The sequence below is a fragment of the Streptomyces sp. TLI_55 genome (assembly GCF_900206255.1).
Taxonomy (GTDB): Bacteria; Actinomycetota; Actinomycetes; order Streptomycetales; family Streptomycetaceae; genus Streptomyces; species Streptomyces aquilus.
In genome coordinates, this window is record NZ_OAOJ01000001.1 from 246,218 (window position 1) to 261,889 (window position 15,672).

At 70.3% G+C, this 15,672-nt stretch carries 16 protein-coding genes; 4 read left to right on the forward strand and 12 right to left on the reverse strand.

Features of this window, described 5'->3' with window-relative positions:
- The first annotated feature begins 103 nt into the window (after nucleotides 1–103).
- The 4 genes from CRP56_RS01270 (at nucleotide 104) to CRP56_RS01285 (ending at nucleotide 5,384) form a co-directional block, all read left to right on the forward strand.
- Entirely contained in the window at nucleotides 104–754 is a 651-nt protein-coding gene (locus tag CRP56_RS01270) for a TetR/AcrR family transcriptional regulator (protein WP_097259574.1), read from the forward strand.
- Nucleotides 755–888: 134 nt separating this feature from the next.
- Complete coding sequence (katG, locus tag CRP56_RS01275) at nucleotides 889–3,081, forward strand: catalase/peroxidase HPI (protein ID WP_097259575.1); 2,193 nt, start codon at nucleotides 889–891, stop codon at nucleotides 3,079–3,081.
- Between the two features lie 154 nt (nucleotides 3,082–3,235).
- Nucleotides 3,236–4,297 (forward strand): right-handed parallel beta-helix repeat-containing protein, encoded by a 1,062-nt coding sequence (locus tag CRP56_RS01280; RefSeq protein ID WP_097259576.1) that lies wholly within the window; start codon nucleotides 3,236–3,238, stop codon nucleotides 4,295–4,297.
- 43 nt (nucleotides 4,298–4,340) lie between these two features.
- The gene (locus tag CRP56_RS01285; RefSeq protein WP_097259577.1) at nucleotides 4,341–5,384 is read left to right on the forward strand and encodes a methyltransferase; all 1,044 of its coding nucleotides are present in this window, start codon (nucleotides 4,341–4,343) and stop codon (nucleotides 5,382–5,384) included.
- Between the two features lie 87 nt (nucleotides 5,385–5,471).
- Here the strand turns inward: CRP56_RS01285 and CRP56_RS01290 are convergent, their stop codons facing one another.
- From CRP56_RS01290 to CRP56_RS01345, 12 genes are all read right to left on the reverse strand, one after another.
- On the reverse strand, nucleotides 5,472–5,804 hold the full coding sequence (locus CRP56_RS01290) for a TcmI family type II polyketide cyclase (RefSeq protein ID WP_097259578.1): 333 nt from the start codon (nucleotides 5,802–5,804) through the stop codon (nucleotides 5,472–5,474).
- Between the two features lie 20 nt (nucleotides 5,805–5,824).
- Nucleotides 5,825–6,304 (reverse strand): SRPBCC family protein, encoded by a 480-nt coding sequence (locus tag CRP56_RS01295; protein WP_097259579.1) that lies wholly within the window; start codon nucleotides 6,302–6,304, stop codon nucleotides 5,825–5,827.
- Between the two features lies 1 nt (nucleotide 6,305).
- Nucleotides 6,306–6,563, reverse strand: a complete 258-nt coding sequence (locus CRP56_RS01300) for an acyl carrier protein (RefSeq protein WP_097259580.1) — start codon at nucleotides 6,561–6,563, stop codon at nucleotides 6,306–6,308.
- Between the two features lie 56 nt (nucleotides 6,564–6,619).
- Entirely contained in the window at nucleotides 6,620–7,867 is a 1,248-nt protein-coding gene (locus CRP56_RS01305; protein ID WP_097259581.1) for a beta-ketoacyl synthase N-terminal-like domain-containing protein, read from the reverse strand.
- Nucleotides 7,864–9,132 (reverse strand): beta-ketoacyl-[acyl-carrier-protein] synthase family protein, encoded by a 1,269-nt coding sequence (locus CRP56_RS01310; protein WP_097259582.1) that lies wholly within the window; start codon nucleotides 9,130–9,132, stop codon nucleotides 7,864–7,866. Before CRP56_RS01310 ends, CRP56_RS01305 begins: the two co-directional genes overlap by 4 nt.
- A complete protein-coding gene (locus CRP56_RS01315) occupies nucleotides 9,129–9,566 on the reverse strand; it encodes a cupin domain-containing protein (RefSeq protein WP_097273583.1) in 438 nt (145 codons plus the stop codon). Before CRP56_RS01315 ends, CRP56_RS01310 begins: the two co-directional genes overlap by 4 nt.
- Nucleotides 9,567–9,659: 93 nt before the next feature.
- Nucleotides 9,660–10,808, reverse strand: coding sequence for a SchA/CurD-like domain-containing protein (locus CRP56_RS01320; protein WP_097259583.1), 1,149 nt, complete (start codon nucleotides 10,806–10,808; stop codon nucleotides 9,660–9,662).
- 168 nt (nucleotides 10,809–10,976) lie between these two features.
- Nucleotides 10,977–11,630, reverse strand: coding sequence for a class F sortase (locus CRP56_RS01325; protein ID WP_097259584.1), 654 nt, complete (start codon nucleotides 11,628–11,630; stop codon nucleotides 10,977–10,979).
- 118 nt (nucleotides 11,631–11,748) lie between these two features.
- On the reverse strand, nucleotides 11,749–12,327 hold the full coding sequence (locus CRP56_RS01330) for a hypothetical protein (protein ID WP_097259585.1): 579 nt from the start codon (nucleotides 12,325–12,327) through the stop codon (nucleotides 11,749–11,751).
- Between the two features lie 215 nt (nucleotides 12,328–12,542).
- Nucleotides 12,543–14,228 carry an FAD-dependent oxidoreductase gene (locus CRP56_RS01335; protein ID WP_097259586.1) on the reverse strand — a complete coding sequence of 562 codons (1,686 nt, stop codon included), beginning with the start codon at nucleotides 14,226–14,228 and terminating at the stop codon, nucleotides 12,543–12,545.
- Nucleotides 14,229–14,377: 149 nt separating this feature from the next.
- Nucleotides 14,378–14,860 (reverse strand): DUF7144 family membrane protein, encoded by a 483-nt coding sequence (locus CRP56_RS01340; protein WP_097259587.1) that lies wholly within the window; start codon nucleotides 14,858–14,860, stop codon nucleotides 14,378–14,380.
- Nucleotides 14,861–14,890: 30 nt separating this feature from the next.
- Nucleotides 14,891–15,352: an SHOCT domain-containing protein gene (locus CRP56_RS01345; protein WP_097259588.1), complete on the reverse strand. Its 462-nt coding sequence runs from the start codon at nucleotides 15,350–15,352 to the stop codon at nucleotides 14,891–14,893.
- Nucleotides 15,353–15,672: the final 320 nt, after the last annotated feature.

Below are 15,672 nucleotides of genomic sequence, written 5' to 3' on the forward strand. Positions count from 1 at the left end.
CGATGAACACGCAAGTCTGTGATTGGATGGCTGCATGCCACGCCCGCGACCACGTACCGCCACCGAGACCTCGCCCCGGGGCCGCCAACGTGCCTCGCACTCCATGGAGGCCGTCCTCACCGCGGCAGTGGCCCTGCTCGACGAGGCGGGCCAGTCGGCCCTGACCTTCCGCGCCCTCGCCGCCCGGCTCGGCACGGGCGTCGGGACCATCTACTGGTACGTCTCCAGCAAGGACGAACTGCTCGACCGCGCCACCGACCACGCGGTCGGCGCCATCCTGACCGCCGTCGAGGAACAGCCGCTGAGCGACGACCCGATCGCCGCCCTGCGCGAGATGGCCATCACCCTCTTCGACGCGATGATGGACCGGCCTTGGCTCGCGGCCTACTTCATGCGCAACACCGACGTCCAGGGCAACTCACTGCGGCTGTACGAGAAGCTCGGCCAGCAGACCCTGCGCCTCGACCTCACACCGCGACAGCGCTTCCACGCCGTCTCGGCGATCGTGGGCGTCGTGGTCGGCACCGCCGCCGACCTCGGCGCGGAACTCCCGCAGGAGGTGCTCAAAGGCGAGATGAACCGCGTGGAGTACCTCAGCCGCTACGCCGAGACCTGGCGGAAGCTGGATGCCGCGACGTTCCCCTTCGTGCACGAGATCGCCGACGACTTCGCCGAGCACGACGACAGGGACCAGTTCCTCGCCGCACTGGAACTGACCCTGGCGGGCCTGCGCCTCCAGGCGGAAACTCCCTGACGCCTGGTTTCCCTCCTGTGAGGGCCAAGGCTGTCTCCGTGTGCGTGTCGGATTGCCCCGTTCCGGTAAAGCGAACAACGTCAGGAGGAACAAGCAGCAACGGGACACATCCGACCAGGAAGCAGGTTGCGCGCATGTCCGCCAGCGAGAGCGAGAACCCGGCGATCCCCTCCCCCACCCCCACGGCGCACCGGCCCCGGACGAACCGCGACTGGTGGCCGGATCAGCTGGACCTTCAGGTCCTCCATCAGCATTCCGCGCGTTCGAACCCGCTGGACGAGGGCTTCGACTACGCCAAGGAGTTCGCGACCCTCGACGTCGAGGCGCTCAAGCGCGACGTCTTCGAGGTGATGACCACGTCGCAGGACTGGTGGCCCGCCGACTACGGCCACTACGGTCCGCTCTTCATCCGGATGAGCTGGCACTCCGCGGGAACGTACCGGATCGCGGACGGCCGCGGCGGTGGCGGCGCCGGCGCGCAGCGGTTCGCTCCGCTCAACAGCTGGCCGGACAACGCGAGCCTGGACAAGGCGCGCCGCCTGCTGTGGCCGGTCAAGCAGAAGTACGGGCAGCAGATCTCGTGGGCGGACCTGCTCATCTTCGCCGGCAACTGCGCCATGGAGTCCATGGGGTTCAAGACGTTCGGGTTCGGCTTCGGCCGCGAGGACCAGTGGGAGCCCGAGGAGATCTTCTGGGGCCCCGAGGACACCTGGCTCGGGGACGAGCGCTACAGCGGGGACCGGGAACTCGCCGGCCCCTTCGGCGCCGTGCAGATGGGGCTGATCTACGTCAACCCGGAAGGGCCCAACAGCACCCCGGACCCGCTCGCCGCCGCCCGGGACATCCGGGAGACGTTCGCCCGGATGGCGATGAACGACGAGGAGACGGTCGCGCTCATCGCCGGCGGCCACACGTTCGGCAAGTGTCACGGGGCGGTCGACCCCAGCTACGTCGGCCCCGAACCCGAGGCCGCCCCCGTCGAGCAGCAGGGCCTGGGCTGGCGCAACACGCACGGCAGCGGGGTCGGCGGCGACGCGCTGACGAGCGGGCTCGAAGGGGCGTGGACGTACGAGCCGACGAAGTGGGACAACGGGTACCTGGACAATCTGTTCGGCTACGACTGGGAACTCACCACGAGCCCGGCCGGTGCCCACCAATGGACCCCCACCGACCCCTCCGCCCGGGACAAGGTCCCCGACGCCCATGATCCGTCCAAGCGGCACGCCCCGATCATGCTGACGACCGACCTCGCGCTGAAGGTGGATCCGGTCTACGAGCCGATCGCCCGGCGCTTCCACGAGAACCCGGACCAGTTCGCGCTGGCCTTCGCCAAGGCGTGGTTCAAACTCCTGCACCGCGACATGGGCCCCCGCTCCCGCTACCTCGGCCCGTGGATCCCCGAGCCGCAACTGTGGCAGGACCCCGTTCCCCCGGTCGACCACGATCTGATCGACGACTCGGACATCGCCGCCCTGAAGGCCACCATCCTCGCCTCCGGCCGGTCCGTGCCCCAGCTCGTCACCACCGCCTGGGCCTCGGCCGCCAGCTTCCGCGGCACGGACAAGCGCGGCGGCGCCAACGGGGCACGCATCCGGCTCGCGCCGCAGAAGGACTGGGAGGTCAACGCCCTCCCCGACGTGACCGAGACGGTACGCGCCCTCGAACAGATCCAGCAGGACTTCAACGGCTCGCAGGCCGGCGGCAAGCGGGTCTCCCTCGCCGACCTGATCGTCCTGGGCGGCTGCGCGGCCGTCGAGAAGGCCGCGGCCGACGCCGGACACGAGCTGACCGTGGGCTTCACCCCGGGGCGCACGGACGCCACGCAGGAACAGACCGACGTGGAGTCGTTCGCCGTACTCGAACCCAGGGCGGACGCGTTCCGCAACTACCTCAAGGCGGGCGAGAAGCTCTCCCCCGAGACCCTCATGCTCGACCGCGCGAACATGCTCAACCTCACCGCCCCCGAGCTGACCGTCCTGATCGGCGGCATGCGGGCGCTCGGCACCGGCCACAAGGGCTCCGCCCACGGCGCCTTCACCGACCGGCCCGGGGTCCTGACCAACGACTTCTTCGTCAACCTCCTCGACATGCGCACCCAGTGGTCCCCGTCGGCCACGGACGAGAACGTGTACGAGGGCCGGGACCGGGACACCGGCGAGGTCAAGTGGACGGCGACCGCGGTCGACCTCGTCTTCGGTTCGCACGCCCAGCTCCGCGCCCTCAGCGAGGTCTACGCCTCCCGTGACGCGGATGCGAAGTTCGTACGGGACTTCGTGGCGGCCTGGGACAAGGTGATGAACCTCGACCGGTACGACGTCCGCCACTGAGCGACCGTCAGGGCCCGCAGGTCAGGAGCTGCCTGAGCTCCTGACCTGCGGGCCCGCGCTGCGTCGGCCCCGGTCGAAGGCGTCGGCTCCGTGACACGCCGCCGGATGGCCTATGGAGACCATTTACCGATCTTCTGGTCATAACGTGCCGAATATGATGAAAACTCATGTCGCCGCGCTGGCATGTGCCGCGGCACTCACCGGGGCAGCGCTCGGCGCCGGACCGGCGGTCGCCGCCGCCCCCATGACGCACCTGGTCTTTCCCGGGGACTCGATCCAGAAGGCGGTGGACGCCGCCCAGCCGGGAGACACCGTTCTGCTCACCCCCGGCACCTACCGCCAGAGCGTCAAGGTGACCACCCCTGACCTCACCCTGCGCGGCATGGGCCGCCTCACCGTCCTGGAGCCCGCCCAGACCAAAGTCGCCGCGAGCTGTGGTGAGCACGGCAACGGCATCTGCGTGATCGGCACGAAGGACAAGGACATCGAAGGCGTCACCATCGCCGACCTGACCGTGACCGGCTTCTCCAACGCCGGGGTCATCGCGGTGGGGACCGACGGGCTGACCGTGCGGAACGTGACCGCGCTGAAGAACAAGGTCTGGGGGATCGCGCAAGAACGTTCGGTCCGCACCGTGTTGCGCGGCAACACCGTCCGGGACAGCGGCGACGCCGGCCTGTTCCTCGCGAACACGATCAAGGCCGAGGAGGGCGCCGTCGACACCCGGGGGACCCTGATCGAGGGCAACCGCCTGGAGGGCAACCGGATCGGTGTCACCGTCCGGCGGCTGCGCGACCTCACCGTCGCGCACAACCGCGTCACCGGCAACTGCGCGGGCGTCTTCGTCGTGGGCGACGAGAACAAGCCGAAGGCCGGCGCCCTGACCGTGCGCGACAACCGCATCGCCCGCAACAACAAGTCCTGCCCGAAGACCGAGCGCCTCGAGGCGCTCCAGGGCTCCGGCATCGTGCTCACCGGCGCCGAGGACACCGTGGTGACGAACAACCGCGTCATGGACAACGCCGGCGACTCCTCGATGTCCGGCGGCATCGTCCTGGCCAAGAGCTTCGTGGGCACCTCGAACGACCGGAACCGGATCACCGGCAACGTGCTCCAGGGCAACTCCCCGGCGGATCTCGTCAACGCGGGCACCGGCGACGGCAACACCTTCCAGGGCAATTCCTGCCGGGCGTCCCGGCCCGCGGGCCTGTGCTGACCGCCGCGGCACGGCTCATGAACTCCACGAAGGAGGGCGGCCCATGACGACCGCACAGACCTCACCCACGACCGCCACCGCGCCGCCGCCCATGCGGCTTCGGGAACTCGCCTTCGGGGCGGCCTGCGCGGCCGCCCTGCGCGCCGCGGCCCGCCTGAACGTCGCCGACGCCCTCGGTGACACCCCGCGGAGCGCCGAGGAACTCGCCGCCGCGGTGCGGACCGAACCCAAGCCGCTGCGACGGCTGCTGCGGGCCCTGTCCTGCTACGGCGTCTTCGCCGAGCGCCCGGACGGCACCTTCACCCACACCGACATGTCCCGGCAACTGCGCACGGACGACCCGCACAGCCTGCGCGACATCGTGCTGTGGTGCACCGAGCCGTGGACCTGGGACGCCTGGCCGCGCCTGGACGAAGCGGTGCGCTCCGGCCGCAACGTCGTCGAGGAGCTCTACGGCAAGGAGTTCTTCCCCTACCTCAACGAAGACGCCCCCGAGTCGGCCGACGTCTTCAACCGCGCCATGACGACCTCCAGCATGCAGTCCGCGCGCGATGTCGCGGCGTTCCTCGACCTGTCGACAGCCACCTCGGTCGCCGACATCGGGGGCGGCCAGGGGCATGTGGTGGCGAGCCTGCTGGAGAAGTACCCGTCGCTGCAAGGCACTCTGCTCGATCTGCCGCGCGTGGTGGCCAACGCCGACCCGCGGCTGCGGCCGGGAGGCGCGCTCGCCGACCGGATGCGGCTGGTGCCCGGTGACTGCCGTGAGGACGTCCCGGTCGAGGCCGACGTGTACGTCATCAAGAACATCCTGGAGTGGGACGACGACAGTACGACCCGCACCCTGGGCAACGTCATCCGGGCGGGCGGTCCCGGAACGCGGGTCGTGGTCATCGAGAACCTCGTCGACGACACCCCGTCGATGCGGTTCAGCACCGCCATGGACCTGCTGCTGCTCCTGAACGTGGGCGGCGCCAAGCACACCACCGCCAGCATGACCGACCGGCTGACCAAGGCGGGCCTGGTCATCGACGACGTACAACCGGTCAACCCGTATCTGCACGCCTTCGACTGCACCGTCCCCGGGTGATCGAGACCCCGGCGAACCCCTTCGAACCGCCGGTCGCCGGGCACGCAACCCTCGCGTGCCCGGCGACCGGCGGTTTGTGCGGGTGCTTCAGGAGTCGGCGTCCCGCTCCCAGCGGTAGAAGCAGCGCGCCATCGCGTCCTTCGGTGACCGCCAGGTCTCCGGGTCGTACGCGCTGACGTACGCCGACAGCCGTTCGCTGACGTCCCGGAACTCGGGGTGCCCGGCCACCTTGGCGATGGCGGGGCCGGGGTCCCGCTCGGACTCGATGAGGTGCAGATAGACGTCGCCGAACTGGAAGAGGCTGCGTCGGGCGACGCCCACGAGGTGCGGCAGCTCTCCCCGGTCCGACTCCTCGAAGATCTTCGCGATGTCGAGGGCCGACTCCGGCGCCATGCGGGCGACGATCAGGGACTGGTGCATCGTCCTGTCCTCCGTCCGGGTCAGTCGGACAGCACCGGCGCGGGCCGGCGCTCCGTGGCTGCCTGCTCGATCCGGTCCCGGATCAGCGCCATCTGGACCTTGGAGTTCCGGTTGATGTTGTCCGTCATCCAGTCGTCGTCGACCGGCGCGTCCGGCTTCATCGCGAAGTCCTGGGTCCACACCATCCGGGTGCCTTCGAGCACCTTCTCGTACCGCCACACGATGTTCATGTAGGCGAAGGGCCCGGTCTCGATGCGGCGGGCGCGCACCGTGAGCGTGTCACGGTCCGGCTCGCGTTCCGACACCCAGCTCCACACCTTGCCGTTCTCGTCGGGGTGCATGGTCAGCCGGAAGGTGGTCCGGTTCCCCTCCTGGGAGAGGATCTCGGCGGAGGCGTACTCGCTGAACAGCTGCGGCCAGTTGGCGACGTCGTTGGTCATGTCCCAGACCAGGTCGAGCGGCGCGCCGATGGTGATCTCGTTCTCGGTGTGCCCGGGCATGTCAGGCCTCCGTCAGAAGGACGCTGTTGACCAGTTCCAGGAACTGCTGGGGGGTCTTGCTCTTCTCCGCGTCGACCGGCATGGGCGTGCCGTACCGGTTCTCCAGCTCGCCCACGATGCCGAGCAGCGCGAGGGAGTCGATCCCGAAGGCGTCGAAGCCGGTCTCGTAGCCCTGACGGAGCTCCTGCGGGGAGACGGTCACTCCGGCGGACTTCTTCATGAGCTCGGTGAGCTCCTCCACTGTGATGCGGTCACTCATGCGGTGTTTCTCCCTGTTGTGTCGGGTGCTGGGTGAGGAGTGCTGGCGATGCCTCGTCAGGAGGCGTCACCGGCGCCGCGCCTGAGCACGAGCGCCGAGTTCGACCCCATGAGTCCTCGGCTGAGGACGAGCGCGGTGCGCAGTTCGGCGGCGCGGGCGCGGGAGGTGACGAGGTCGAGGTCGTGGCAGGCGTCGAAGACGTTGGGGGTGGGCGGGATCAGACCGTGCTCCAGCGCGAGCACGGCCGCGGCGACGTCCAGGACGGGCGCCGCCGCGTAGCCGCGGCCGGTGCCGGTCTTCGGCGCGGTGACGGGGACGCGCCTGCCGTGCGGGCCCAGGGCGTCCACGATCGCGAGCGCCTCGGCACGGTCCGCCTCCGGTACGCCGAGGGCGTCGGCGAAGACCACGTCGATGTCCTCGGGCGCGCAGTCGGCCTCCGCCAGGGCACCCAGGACGGCCTGGGCCAGCCCTTGCCGGGACTCCTCCCAGCGGGAGGCACCCGTGAACGTGGCCGCGTGGCCCGCCACGGTGGCGCGCACGGCCGCGCCCCGGTCGCGGGCCGCGGCCTCGCTCTCCACGACGAGCATGGCACCGCCTTCGGCGGGCACGAATCCGCAGGCCGCCGTGGTGAAGGGGCGGTAGGCGCGCTCGGGGTCCTCGACGGTGCTCAACTCCTCGTAGCCGAGCTGGCAGACCATCGAGTACGGGGCCAACGGGGCCTCGGTCGCGCCGGCCACGAGCACGTCGGTGCCGCGCCGCACGGCCCGTGCCGCATGCGCCACGGCGTCGAGGCCACCGGCCTCGTCGGCGGCGACCACACCGCAAGGCCCCTTGAAGCCACGGCGGATGGAGATCTGGCCGGTGCTCGCGGCGTAGAACCAGGCGATGGACTGATACGGCCCGACGAAACGGCTGCCCTTGCCCCACAGCTGCTCGAGCTCGCGCTGGCCGAACTCGCCGCCGCCGGAGCCCGCCGCGGTCACCACACCCACGGAGAACGGCGCCGGGTCCGTGTCGCTGCGGCCGAGGCCGGCGTCGTCGAGTGCCTGGTCGGCCGCGGCCATCGCGAAGTGGGTGAACCGGTCGGTCTGGACGAGGTAGCGCTCCTCGACCAGGGCCGGCGGATCGAAGTCCCGGACCTCGCCGGCCACTCGCAGCGGCAGGTGTCCGCATCCCTCACGGGTGATGCGGTCCAGGACGCACAGGCCCTCCTTGGTCGACTTCCAGAAGGTGTCGGTGCTGGTGCCGTTGGGCGCGACCACGCCGATGCCGGTGATGGCCGCACGCGGAGGATGTCCGCTCATCGTCTCTCCTCCCTCGGCAGGTTGAGGACCACCGCGGACTGGAAGCCGCCGAATCCGCTGCCCACGGAGAGAACGCTGTTCAGCCTTCGCTCACGGGCGATGCGCGGGACGTAGTCCAGATCGCACTCGGGGTCGGGCGTCTCGTAGTTCGCGGTGGGCGGGACGACCTGGTGGGTCAGGGACAGCGCGCAAGCGACGAGTTCGATCGCCCCGATCGCGCCGAGCGAGTGGCCCACCATCGACTTGATGGAGCTCATGGGCGTGTCGTAGGCGTGCGCGCCCAGGGCCCGTTTGACCGCGGCCGTCTCGTGCCGGTCGTTCTGGAGGGTGCCCGAGCCGTGCGCGTTGACGTAGTCGATCGCGGTGCGGTCCAGCCGGGCCTGGTCCAGGGCGTCCTCGATGGCCCGGGCCATCTCCAGGCCCTCACTGGTCAGACCGGTCATGTGGTAGGCGTTGCCGTACGTGGCATAGCCGCCGATCTCGCCGTACACGCGCGCGCCGCGGGCCCGGGCGTGTTCCAGTTCCTCCAGGACGAGGACCGCTCCGCCCTCCCCCATGACGAACCCGTTGCGGTCCGCGTCGAAGGGACGCGAGGCGTGGGCGGGATCGTCGTTGTTGGGGGACGTGGCCTTGATCGCGTCGAAGCAGGCCATGGTGATCGGTGAGATCGGCGAGTCCGACGCCCCGGTTATGCAGATGTCGGCCCGGCCCTCCTCGATCGTGTGGAAGGCGTATCCGACCGCGTCCAGACCCGAGGTGCAGCCGGTGGAGACCGTCTGCACCGGGCCGCGAGCCTCGAACCGCTCGGCCACCGTCGAGGCGAGGGTGCTCGGCGAGAACGCGCGGTGCAGATGCGGGCCGGCCTGCCGGTGGTCCACGTCCCAGCGCTGGCCCCGCTCGCTGACCAGCACATAGTCGTGCTCCAGCCGGGTGGTGCCGCCGACCGCGGTGCCCAGGGAGACCGCCACCCGCCACGGGTTCTCCACGGCGAGGTCGAGGCCGGAGTCCCGTACCGCCTCCTCCCCCGCCGCCAGGGCGAACTGGATGTACCGGTCGCACCGGGCGATCTGCTCCGGATCCAAGCCGTGGTCCGCCGGATCGAAGTCGCACTCGGCGGCGATCCGCGACCGCAGCCCGGCCGGGTCGAAAAAGGTGATGCCCCGCGTCGCCGTGCGCCCGTGGGACAGCAGGTCCCAGAAGGCCGGGACCCCGATGCCCTGCGGGGCGACGATGCCCAGGCCGGTGACCGCCACGCGCCTGGTCATGAACGGACCTGAGGTCGCTCGGCCACCCGCCCCGCGCCCGTGTGGGTCGGTTCCACCGCGATCGGCGCTCCGTCCGCGTCCTCGGTGTCGACATGGCCCTGCGGCGGGGTCGGGGCGAGCGGGCCGAGGTGGAAGACCATGCGGGCCTCCACCCTGCCGACGTTGCGGAAGCGGTGGCGCATGTAGGCGGGGATCAGCAGCCCCTGCTCGGGCTGCAGCGGATGGGTCTCCCCGTCCAGGTCCACCTCCAGCTGTCCGCAGAGGACGTAGATGAACTCCTCGGAGTAGGGGTGGTAGTGCTCCGCGATGCGGTCGCCGGGCTGCACGATGGCCACGCCCATGAAACCGCTGGTGGAGCCGACGGTGGCGGGGGTGAGCAGGGCGCGCAGGTCCCCGCCACGCCGGGTGTTGGGCTCGACCTCGCTCAGGTCCACGATTCCGGGAAGTTTGGTCACGACGTTCCTCCGAACAGGTGTTTCGTCGGCATGGCGCCGTGGACATCACGGCCCGGTTGCCGACGGGGCGATTCAGGCGTCGGACGCCCGGCGGTCAGTGACGAGGTCCATACGGGGGACGTCGAGGTGTGCGGCAGCGCCGTCCCTCGGTCCCTTGCTGTCGGCGTCGAGGGCTTCCGCGTCCAGGAGTTCCGCGAGCTCTTTCGCCTGGTCGGGCCCCGAGAGGCCGAGCATGGCAACGTTGTCGAACCCTTCACGCACGTCCACGAGCCGAACCACCACGTCGTCGCGCTGGAAGATCGTGCTGCGCAGCAGCGGCGTGCGCGGATCGTCGGACGCCGCCGCGTCCTGCCGGGCGAGCAGCTCGGCCAGGCGCATGCCGCGCCCTTCACGGGCCGGGTAGTACAACGCCTGCCGCACGGCCTTCGCGCTGTCCTGACCCGAGGTCACGTGGTGTACGGCGGGCAGCGCCGCGCGGGTGAAGAACAGGCGGGCGGCCTCGGGGTCGTCGAGGTCCCTGTCCTGCTCCAGATAGGGGTTGATGGCTTCCTCGACGGCTCGCACCTCGGGCTGCTTGGCGACGTGCCGCAGCGCGGCGAGCAGGTCGCCCCGCACCTCGATGGCCCGCACCACCCGGTTGCCGTGCATGAACAGGGAGGTGCGGCACAGTTGGGTGGTGTCGTCGACGCGTGACTCCGGCGAGGCGTAGCCGGCCAGGATCTCGGCGACGGCGTCCTCGCTGCCCGGCTTGACCGTGAAGGTGAGCGCGTGCCGGACCAGCCCGTCGCCGATTCTCGGGGAGGCCTGCAGCCCACGGGCGCCGGGCTCGGCGGCGGCCGCCGGGCCGCCGGTCTCCCGTACGACGTGGAAGCGCAGCGACCGGGTGTCGCGGACACAGCTGTGCAGCGGCTCCACCATCCGTACGTGGTCCTCGCTGTTGACCCAGGTGAGGAAGGGCGGGGCGCTCTCCCACTCGCTCGTGATGAGCCATTGCGAGGGGTTCTCGATGGACTGGCACAGCTGGTCGCTGACATGCCCGGGGACGGAGGCGACCTGGTTGCACAGCTGCTCGTAGGCCTCCAGGAACTGCTGCTGGGCACCTTCGTAGACGTCCACCAGCAGGACGACACGGAGCCGGGAACCGTCGAACACGGACTGGGCGACGCGCTGCGACGCCTCTCGCATGAGTGTTTCCGAAACACGTTCGGACGTGGTGGTCATCCTGCGCACATCTCCTTGACGGGTACGGACCGGACGGGTCTCGATCACGTCGATGCGGCTCCGACGTGCCTCGATCCCTCGATCCCTCGATCCTGAGCCCGCTTCCGGAGGTGCGCGACTCGTATGCGACTGTGCGGGCGATCCCGGGGGCCGGCGGACCAGGCCCGCTCAGACCAGGTGGGCGAAGACCACCAGGTTGTCCGTGTAGTCCCGGACCGAATGGTCGTAGTCACCCGCACAGGTGATGAGCCGGACCTGCGCCTGGGCCGTGTCGGCGTAGACACGCCGGCTCGGGAAGCGGTCCTTCTCGAACGTCTCCACGCTGTCGACCACGAAGGACGCGGTGCGCCCGTCGGCCCGCCGCACCTTGAAGGTGTCCCCCTTCTCCAGCTCTCCGAGGTCCACGAAGACGGCGGCGGAGGTCGTCGTGTCGACGTGCCCGGCGATGATCGAGGTGCCCGCCTCCCCGGGGGAGGCGCCCTTGGCGAACCAGCCGACGAGGTTGGTGTCGCCGGCCGGGGGCGGCTGCAGCTGTCCGGTGGGGCCGATGGCGAGGTCCGTGAAGGGGGCATCGACGGAGATCTTCGGAATGAGCAGGCGTACGGGTCTCGAACGCGGCAGATGCTTCCCCGTGTCCCGTGCGGCCGGCGGAGCCGCCGCGGCGTCGGTGTGCGGGGCCCGGGTGGGACGGGCGGCGTCGGACGGCGTGCCGTCATGGCCGCCGAACAGGCCCATGGCCAGCACCAGGGCCGCTACCGCAGCCACCACCAGCGCTTTGGTGCGGGGCGGGTTGTCTGCGAGGGAAGGGGGGTGGTCTGCCATCGGACGCTACCTCACCAAGGCGTGACAGAAGTTCGGATCAGGGACGGACAGGGGGAGCCGGCGGGCCGCCACGCGACACGCGCGTGGCGGCCGCGGCGGCTATCGCATCCGGCATGGTCTAGGCCACGCTTTCGGAGAACTTCTTACGACGGGCCGCGTACAGACCGGTGGCGGCGACCGCCAGCACGGCCAGCCCACCCGCGGTCACGGCCGGCGAGGCGAGTGCGCCGCCGCCGGTGTGCATGCCGCCGCTCGGCTTCTCCTCACGGCCGCTCCACCCGTCGCTGTCCTGCTTCCCGCTCCACTCGTCGTTGTCCTGCTTCCCGCTCCAGGAGTCCTCCTGCTTCGTGCTGCCGGAGTCCTTGCCCTGTCCCTTGTCCTTGTACGTCTCCGGGTCGAACCTGGGGTCCTTCGCGGTGTCCGAACCGTCCGCGTTCACCGCGGTCAGGGCCCCACCACCGGTGTGCATGCCACCGCGCGGCGAGTCGTGACCGCTGTCCTTGTCGTGCTCCTTGCCGTACGAGGAGTCGTCCTTGCTGTACGAGGAGTCGTCCTTGCTGTACGAGGAGTCGTCCTTGCTGTACGACGAGTCCGAGTGGTCCTCCCAGTCGCTGCCGGCGGCATGGGCGCCGGGTGCGCCCAGGACGAGGACGGTCGAAGCCGCCGCGGTGGCGAGGAGCATGCGAGCAGAGTGCATCTGACGTTCCCTCCGCCGAGGAGCGGACAGCTGGCGCTTCGTCAGCTGAGGTGATCCGTCCCCGACGTGATCCACCGTCAGGGCCCGCGGTGCCGCGCACCACTCGGGACGATCGCTCGGGTGAACGATCCACTCGCCCGGCGGCGGCAGAACCACGACCGCACGACGCGGCCGACCGGCCCCGTCGAGGGACCGGTCGGCCGCGTCTTCCAAGGTCAGACGAGTGCGAGCAGCGTGCTCAGGGCATCGCGCAGCACTGACTCGGCGTCAGGCTCCGCCCCTGCGGCCCGCCAGGCCACGAACCCGTCGGGCCGGACCAGCACGGCACCCGCGGGCGTCGTTCCATGAGCGGCCGCCCAGTCCGTCTCGCCCTCGGGCGTCAGCTCGGCATCAGAGCCGCTGCCCACCCGGTACGAGGTCAGCGGGACGGACATCGACGCGGCGACGCGGATGGCCGCCTCGTGCCAGCCACTTGGGTGATCGGCATCGCTGAGCAGGACGAACGACGTCTCGTAGAGGTCCAGGGTGGAGATCCGTTCGCCTCGATGGCGGACCGTCAGGTGCGGTGCCCTGCTGCCGGGTTCTCCGGACAGCTCGAAGCGTTCTGGTACGACCGGAGCGTCGGGGTCGGTTCCGAGGACGGCTCCGCGTGGATAGCGGTAGCCGAGGACCACGCCGAGGATGCCGCGCTGCGGGCCGCCGCCACCGCCACCGCCGCCGCCCATGCCGGGTGGCGGAGCGAAGCCGGGGTGGCTGTGCTCCACGGACCGTGCGGAGGCGCGGGCGCTGGTCGCCTCGGCCACCGGGCGCCGCTCGGCGTCGTAGCTGTCCAGCAACGCCTCCCCCGCCCAGCCGCCCAGCACCGCGGCCAGCTTCCAGGCGAGGTTGTGCGCGTCCTGGATGCCGGTGTTGGAGCCGAAGGCCCCGGTGGGAGACATCTCGTGGGCCGAGTCGCCGGCCAGGAAGACCCGCCCCGCCCGGTAGCTGCGGGCGACCCGCTCGGCGGCGTTCCAGGGAGCCTTGCCGGTGACCTGTACGTCGAGGTCGGCCACGCCGATCGCGCGCCGGATGTGCTCCGCGCACCGCTCGTCGGTGAACTCCTCCAGCGTTTCGCCCTGTTCGGGATGCCAGGGAGCGTGGAACACCCAGTTCTCCCGGTTGTCCACCGGCAGCAGCGCCCCGTCCGCCTCCGGGTTCGTCAGATAGCAGACGATGAAGCGGCGGTCGCCCACGACATCGGCGAGGCGGCGGGACCGGAAGGTGATGCTGACGTTGCTGAACAGGTCGCCAGGACCGCTCTGGGCGATGCCGAGTTGCTCACGAACAGGGCTGCGGGGTCCGTCCGCGGCGACGAGGTAGTCCGCGCGGATGGTGGTGTGCTCACCGGTCTCCCGGCTCTTGACCACCGCGGTGACGCCGGAGGAGTCACTGTCGAACGACAGCAGTTCGGTGCCGTAACGCAGATCGCCGCCGAGCCGCTCGGCGTGCTCCAGCAGCACCGGCTCCAGGTCGTTCTGGCTGCACAGACACCATGAGCTGGAGCTGAAGCGGGCCAGTGCGCCGCCCGCGTCGATCTCCTTGAACAGCCACTCCCCCGCGTCACCCACCAGCGTGGGTGTCTGGAGGATCCCGTGGTTGTCGTCCAGGGTGGCGGCGGCCTCCCGGATCCCCGGCTCGACGCCGGCCGTCCTGAACAGCTCCATCGTCCGGACGTTGTTCCCGCGCCCACGAGGGTGAATGGACGTCCCGGAATGCCGCTCCACCAGGATGTGCCGTACGCCCAACCGGCTCAGGAACAACGAGGTCGACAGCCCGACGAGTGATCCCCCGACGATGAGGACGGGGACGTGCTCCATCGAGTGCTCGGTCTGGTCGTCTCTTGGTTCCGTACTTCGTTCCATGGCCCGCCTTCGGCTCGCTGTGTCTGTCGACCGGCCGGATACGGCCGCGAGCCTCATGCATGCCCCGCCCGCCTCGGCGCGGGCCCCAGCTTCACCCGCTCAACTCGCCGGGTTCGCCGATACAGCGGACACGTCCACGATCGGTGTCCTCACGCGGGACCGTGCGGTGTGGAGACCGGTGGGCGCTCCTCGGACATCGGGGATTGCTCGGACAGGTCGAAGAGGTTGTCGCGCTGGACCACGCACAGGGCCCAGATGATGAAGCCGGACAGGGCGATCATCACCACCGACCACACCGGGTAGTACGGCAGGGACAGGAAGTTGGCGATGATGACGAGGCTGGCGATGACCACGCCGGACACGCGTGCCCAGGTCGCCGTCTGGAGCAGCCCGATGCTGACGATCACGGCCACCACGCCGAGGCCGAGGTGGACCCAGCCCCAGCCGGTCAGGTCGAACTCGAACACGTAGTTGCGTGTGGTCACGAAGATGTCGTCCTCGGCGATGCCCATGATGCCCCGGAAGATGTCGAGCAGGCCGACGAGAAAGAGCATCACGGCTGCGAAGGCCGCCAGGCCCGTTGCCCACTCCTGCTTGGCCGTATGCGCCGGCCGGGTGTGTGTCGCGGTCATCTTGCGCCTCGATTCGTGTGGCCCGGACGCTCAGCGGCCGGTCGTGCCGGGCGCGGAGCCGGTGGGCTGCGCCGGTCCCTGGCCTGCCAGGACCAGGTCCTTCGCCCTGCGGAACTCCTCGTCCGTGATGTCGCCGCGGGAGCGGATCTCGGACAGCTTGGCGAGCTCGTCGACGCTGCTGGTCCCGCCGGCCGCGGTCTGCCTGATGTAGGCGTTGAACTCGTCCTGCTGCGCACGCGCCTGTGCGACCTCCCGGCGCCCCATGTTCTTGCCGCGGGCGATGACGTAGACGAACACGCCGAGGAAGGGCAGCACGATGGTGAACACCAGCCAGCCCGCCTTCGCCCATCCACTCAGCTGGTCGTCGCGGAAGATGTCGACGACGATCCGGAAGAGCAGGATGAACCACATGATCCACAGGAAGAACCAGAGCATGCTCCAGAAGACGCTCAGCAGGGGATAGTCGTACGCCAGGTAGGTCTGCGCGCTCATGTCTCTCCTCCGTCCCGGGCCCCCGTCCCGCCGCCGTTGCTGTCCTCAGCGTGGACGGGACGAGGGCCCCGTGGCCTCACCCGGCGCGGGTGAACGGGCGCGACCGGGCAGCCGCCCGGTACCAGGCGGTGGCGGCGATGTACTCGCCGAGGGCTCAGCGGGGAGAGCACCAGCCCGGTCAGGGCACCGGCGCCGAATCCGTCGCGCAGCGGCGCCTGGAGCGGTGGCCGACGCCAAGGTGACGACCACGCCCACGGCTCCGGTGGTGTTGCTGGTCGGGCCGGTGGCGGAGAGGACCTCTCGCAGCTCCTCAAGGGTGT

Coding starts and splice junctions, on each gene's coding strand:
- CRP56_RS01270 (WP_097259574.1), top strand. CDS start 104: ATGGAGGCCGTCCTCACCGCGGCAGTGGCCCTGCTCGACGAGGCGGGC.
- katG (WP_097259575.1), top strand. CDS start 889: ATGTCCGCCAGCGAGAGCGAGAACCCGGCGATCCCCTCCCCCACCCCC.
- CRP56_RS01280 (WP_097259576.1), top strand. CDS start 3,236: ATGATGAAAACTCATGTCGCCGCGCTGGCATGTGCCGCGGCACTCACC.
- CRP56_RS01285 (WP_097259577.1), top strand. CDS start 4,341: ATGACGACCGCACAGACCTCACCCACGACCGCCACCGCGCCGCCGCCC.
- CRP56_RS01290 (WP_097259578.1), bottom strand. CDS start 5,804: ATGCACCAGTCCCTGATCGTCGCCCGCATGGCGCCGGAGTCGGCCCTC.
- CRP56_RS01295 (WP_097259579.1), bottom strand. CDS start 6,304: ATGCCCGGGCACACCGAGAACGAGATCACCATCGGCGCGCCGCTCGAC.
- CRP56_RS01300 (WP_097259580.1), bottom strand. CDS start 6,563: ATGAGTGACCGCATCACAGTGGAGGAGCTCACCGAGCTCATGAAGAAG.
- CRP56_RS01305 (WP_097259581.1), bottom strand. CDS start 7,867: ATGAGCGGACATCCTCCGCGTGCGGCCATCACCGGCATCGGCGTGGTC.
- CRP56_RS01310 (WP_097259582.1), bottom strand. CDS start 9,132: ATGACCAGGCGCGTGGCGGTCACCGGCCTGGGCATCGTCGCCCCGCAG.
- CRP56_RS01320 (WP_097259583.1), bottom strand. CDS start 10,808: ATGACCACCACGTCCGAACGTGTTTCGGAAACACTCATGCGAGAGGCG.
- CRP56_RS01325 (WP_097259584.1), bottom strand. CDS start 11,630: ATGGCAGACCACCCCCCTTCCCTCGCAGACAACCCGCCCCGCACCAAA.
- CRP56_RS01330 (WP_097259585.1), bottom strand. CDS start 12,327: ATGCACTCTGCTCGCATGCTCCTCGCCACCGCGGCGGCTTCGACCGTC.
- CRP56_RS01335 (WP_097259586.1), bottom strand. CDS start 14,228: ATGGAACGAAGTACGGAACCAAGAGACGACCAGACCGAGCACTCGATG.
- CRP56_RS01340 (WP_097259587.1), bottom strand. CDS start 14,860: ATGACCGCGACACACACCCGGCCGGCGCATACGGCCAAGCAGGAGTGG.
- CRP56_RS01345 (WP_097259588.1), bottom strand. CDS start 15,352: ATGAGCGCGCAGACCTACCTGGCGTACGACTATCCCCTGCTGAGCGTC.